Source organism: Streptomyces sp. SM1 (genome assembly GCF_002910825.1).
GTDB classification, from domain to species: domain Bacteria; phylum Actinomycetota; class Actinomycetes; order Streptomycetales; family Streptomycetaceae; genus Streptomyces; species Streptomyces okerensis.
The window spans coordinates 1-3,562 of the sequence record NZ_NEUB01000733.1 but is presented as its reverse complement, the minus strand read 5'-3'; the positions used below and the strand labels follow the sequence as shown (position 1 = coordinate 3,562).

Sequence of the window (3,562 nt, the reverse complement as noted above, 5' to 3'; positions counted from 1 at the left end):
ACGATCACCAGGACGGTGCCGAACTTCGCGGTCAGCTTGTCGAAGACGGCCCGCAGCTTCGGCTCGCTGTTGGGCAGTTGCTTGTCGAAGACCTTCTTCCCGGCCGGGGTGAGTCCGTGGCCGTGGTGAGCACTCTTGCCGACGTCCAGGCCCAGGAACACGCCCACGTCTTCGGTCTCGAACATCGTGCCCCTCCCCAAGGGGTGTTGACGGTGCCGGCCTCGGCATCGGTGTCGTACTCGCGCATCCACGTTATGCAGACCTGCCGCCCGCGAGCTGTCCGGCATTGCGCCGGACCGGACGGTGGCCGGACCTCTCATCAGCGTCTCCGACGGCACCTCCCGGGCCCGGTGACACCACCCCCCAGGTCATGCCTTCGACAGGGGGCAACAGTCATGCCGGGCCCGGAGGCCAGCGGCCCTCTTGCAGGACCGCGGAAAACATAACGGGGGATCACCGCGGTGAACTCGGGTTTCGACCTGGCGGTGCCCCGGCCGTGAGACCGGCGGTGGGACCGGCGAGCCGGTGAGTACCCCCGTTGTGATCCTTTCGGGGGCACTCACCCTCCGGGGACGTCGGCGACCGCGGATGCCAGCGCCCCGGCCACCCGCTCCACGTCCTCCTCCGACGTCCGCCAGTTGCTGAACGCCGCCCGCAGGCCCCGCACCCCGTCGTACACCGTCGGCGTCAGGAACGTCTCGCCGCCGGCCGCCACCGCCCGGTCGAAGGCGGTCACCCGCTCCTCGTCCGGACGGTCGGCCAGGGTGAAGCACACGACGTTGAGGCGCACCGGGGCGAGCAGCCTCAACCCGGGGATGTCCGCGATACGTTCACCGAGCAGCCGGGCCAGTGCCACGTTCCGCTCGACGATCTCGCGGTGCCCCGCGCGTCCGTACGCCATCAGCGAGAACCACGCCGGCAGGGCCCGCAGCCGGCGCGAGTTCTCCGGGGTGAGATGCAGGAAGTCGGGCTCGCCCGCGGGCGGCCCGAGGTACGCCGCGGCATTGCGGAACACGGCGAGCTGGAGGTCCCGGCGCCGGGTGAACTGCACGGCCGCGTCATAGGGCACGTTCAGCCACTTGTGCAGGTCGACGCAGACGGAGTCCGCCGCGTCGAGTCCGGCGACCAGATGCGCGTACGCGGGGGAGAGGGCGGCGAACCCGCCGAACGCGGCGTCCACGTGCAGCCAGAAGTCGTGGCGCTCCCTCAGCGCCGCGACGGCCCGCAGATCGTCGAAGTCGACGCTGTTCACCGTCCCCGCGTTCGCCACCACGATCGCCGGCCGCCCGTCCAGCCCCGTCAGTGCCGCGTCCAGCGCCGCCACGTCGACGGCCTCCCGGTTGTCCGGCAGCACGGGCACCCGCCGCAGCCGCTCCCTGCCGAGACCCAGCACCGACAGCGCCTTGCCGATGGTGGAGTGCGGGCTGCCCGACAGGACGTCCGCCGGGCCCAGGGCGGCCACCCCGTCCCGCGCCACGTCCACCCCCAGCCGCTCGCCCAGCCATTCCCGGGCCACGGCCAGCCCCACCGTGTTGGACATGGCGGCGCCCGTCACGAACGCCCCGCCGAACTCCTCACCCAGGCCGAACAGTTCGCGCAGCCAACCCACCGTCTCCCGCTCCAGCGCGGCCGCCCAGGAACCGACCGCCGCACAGCCGTTCTGGTCGTAGGCGGAGGTGAGCCAGTCCCCGGCCACCGAGGCCGGCGTGGCGCCGCCGGTGACGAACCCGAGGTAGCGCGGTCCCGCCGAGCCCGAGAAGCCGGGCGACCAGCGCTCGGTGAACCGGGCCAGCGCCGCCTCGGCGCCGACACCCCCGGCCGGGAACGGGCCCGGGGCCGGCGCCGGGCCGAGGCTCGCCACGGGCCGCTCGGACATCCCGTTCACCTCCCGCACGGCCACGTCACGGACGCTCTGCAGAAGCTCGGGAAGCCGGGCCAGATCACCGGCGAGTGCGCGATCCATGGCACGGAGCCTAGGCCGCGCCCCGGCGGCGGCGCCCGGTCCGCTTCGCAAGGCGTGGACCGGCCGGTCCCCGGCCGGTCCACTGTCACCGTTCGGTGGCGATGGGTCCGGCCCGTACAACCGATTTTCCCGATGAGTCGTCTACCTGACAGAGTGCGCAGCCATGCGCCCACCGCAAGGGAAAGGCGGATCAGACCATGGGGGACGTAAGCAGACGAAGTGCCGTCGCCATGGGGGTCACCTCACTGGTGGCCCCGCTCGCACTGGCGCTCGTTGCCACACCGGCGCAGGCCGCGAGTTGCACCGCCTCGAAGGGCCCGTACCAGAAGCAGGTCGAGAAATTCCTCGGCCGTCCGGTCGACGGCAAGCAGTCGTCCGCCGACTGCAAGGCCATCCGCGCCTTCCAGACCAAGCACGGGATCAGGCCCAACATCGGGTACGCCGGTCCCGTCACCTGGGGCGTGATGAACCTCATGAACAAGCAGAAGGCGGTCGGGAAGAAGCCGAACAAGGCCGGTAAGTGCCCGACGAACAAGGGCCGGATCGCCTGTGTGAACCTCACGCTCCAGCTCAGCTGGATCCAGGACGGCAAGAAGCTCGTCTACGGCCCGGTCCCGGTCCGCACGGGACGCAACGGGTACGAGACCCGGACGGGTCTGAAGAAGGTCTACTGGCGCAACATCGACCACGTCTCGACGATCTACGACGTGCCGATGCCCTACAGCCAGTTCTTCGACGGCGGCCAGGCCTTCCACTCGGCCGGCGTCAGCATGTGGAACCCGCCGGGGTCGCACGGCTGCGTCAACATGACCAAGGCCACCGCCAAGAAGTACTGGTCGCTGCTGAAGAAGGGCGACGACGTCTACGTGTACGGCCGCAAGCCGGGCACTGACCGGGCCGGGGGCGGAGTGCTGTGAACTCGCCCACGTTCCATGGCAGATACGGCAGATGGACGTGATCAGCAACACTGTCTGAAATGTCCGATATGCGTGCGATTACTCACGGCGTCTTCACCTCTCGCGCCGTATGCTTCACGGCATGTCCACCACTGTTGAACCCTCCTCCGAGCGATCGGCTGATGAGGTCAACGAGGAGATCAGGGCCCTGTGGCTCCGGTCGGGCGGGACACTGAGCGGCGAACAGCGCGAGGAGTACCAGCGCCTGGTCCAGGAGTGGGCCTCGGCCCGCCCGCAGCCCGCCAGGGCCGCCTGAACGCTTCATAGGCGGCCCCGGCATCGCCTTCCCGTCCACCGGGCACCCCTGAGCGAAACGGGTGCCTCCTCGTACTGTCCTCGACCCTCACCTGAGGGCGCCCTGCTCTCCCTCCGCCCGGACCGGCGGGCCGCCGGCCACCACGCCGCTCCCGCCCAGCCCAACCCCCAGGGGCGCGGGGAACTGCGCGCTCAGCCCCATCCGACCCGCAGCCCGCCGCCTGGGCGCGTCCCGGGCCGGTCACCGGCCGACGTCGGCGCCTCCCCCCAGGGGCGCGGGGAACTGCGCGATCGACCCCATCCGACCCGCACCCGCCGCGTCGGCCGGCACGCCCCGGCCCCCGTTATGTTTTCCGCGGTCCTGCAAGAGGGCCGCTGGCCTCCGGGC

4 protein-coding genes are annotated in these 3,562 nt (G+C 71.1%); 2 read left to right on the top strand and 2 right to left on the bottom strand.

Features of this window, described 5'->3' with window-relative positions; translation table 11 throughout:
* Positions 1–185 (bottom strand): transposase (locus B9S61_RS21330; protein WP_146064863.1); only part of this gene is annotated, 185 nt, incomplete at its 3' end.
* Positions 186–559: 374 nt separating this feature from the next.
* A complete protein-coding gene (locus tag B9S61_RS21325) occupies positions 560–1,963 on the bottom strand; it encodes a pyridoxal-dependent decarboxylase (RefSeq protein WP_103543697.1) in 1,404 nt (467 codons plus the stop codon).
* A gap of 197 nt (positions 1,964–2,160) precedes the next feature.
* Here B9S61_RS21325 and B9S61_RS21320 point away from each other — a divergent pair, with 197 nt between their 5' ends.
* Entirely contained in the window at positions 2,161–2,880 is a 720-nt protein-coding gene (locus B9S61_RS21320; protein ID WP_103543696.1) for a L,D-transpeptidase family protein, read from the top strand.
* A gap of 109 nt (positions 2,881–2,989) precedes the next feature.
* Positions 2,990–3,175 carry a hypothetical protein gene (locus B9S61_RS21315; protein ID WP_103543695.1) on the top strand — a complete coding sequence of 62 codons (186 nt, stop codon included), beginning with the start codon at positions 2,990–2,992 and terminating at the stop codon, positions 3,173–3,175.
* Positions 3,176–3,562 lie beyond the last annotated feature (387 nt).

Excerpts from the sequence above, each read along its gene's own strand:
- B9S61_RS21315 (WP_103543695.1), top strand. The coding sequence starts at position 2,990 with ATGCTTCACGGCATGTCCACCACTGTTGAACCCTCCTCCGAGCGATCG.
- B9S61_RS21320 (WP_103543696.1), top strand. The coding sequence starts at position 2,161 with ATGGGGGACGTAAGCAGACGAAGTGCCGTCGCCATGGGGGTCACCTCA.
- B9S61_RS21325 (WP_103543697.1), bottom strand. The coding sequence starts at position 1,963 with ATGGATCGCGCACTCGCCGGTGATCTGGCCCGGCTTCCCGAGCTTCTG.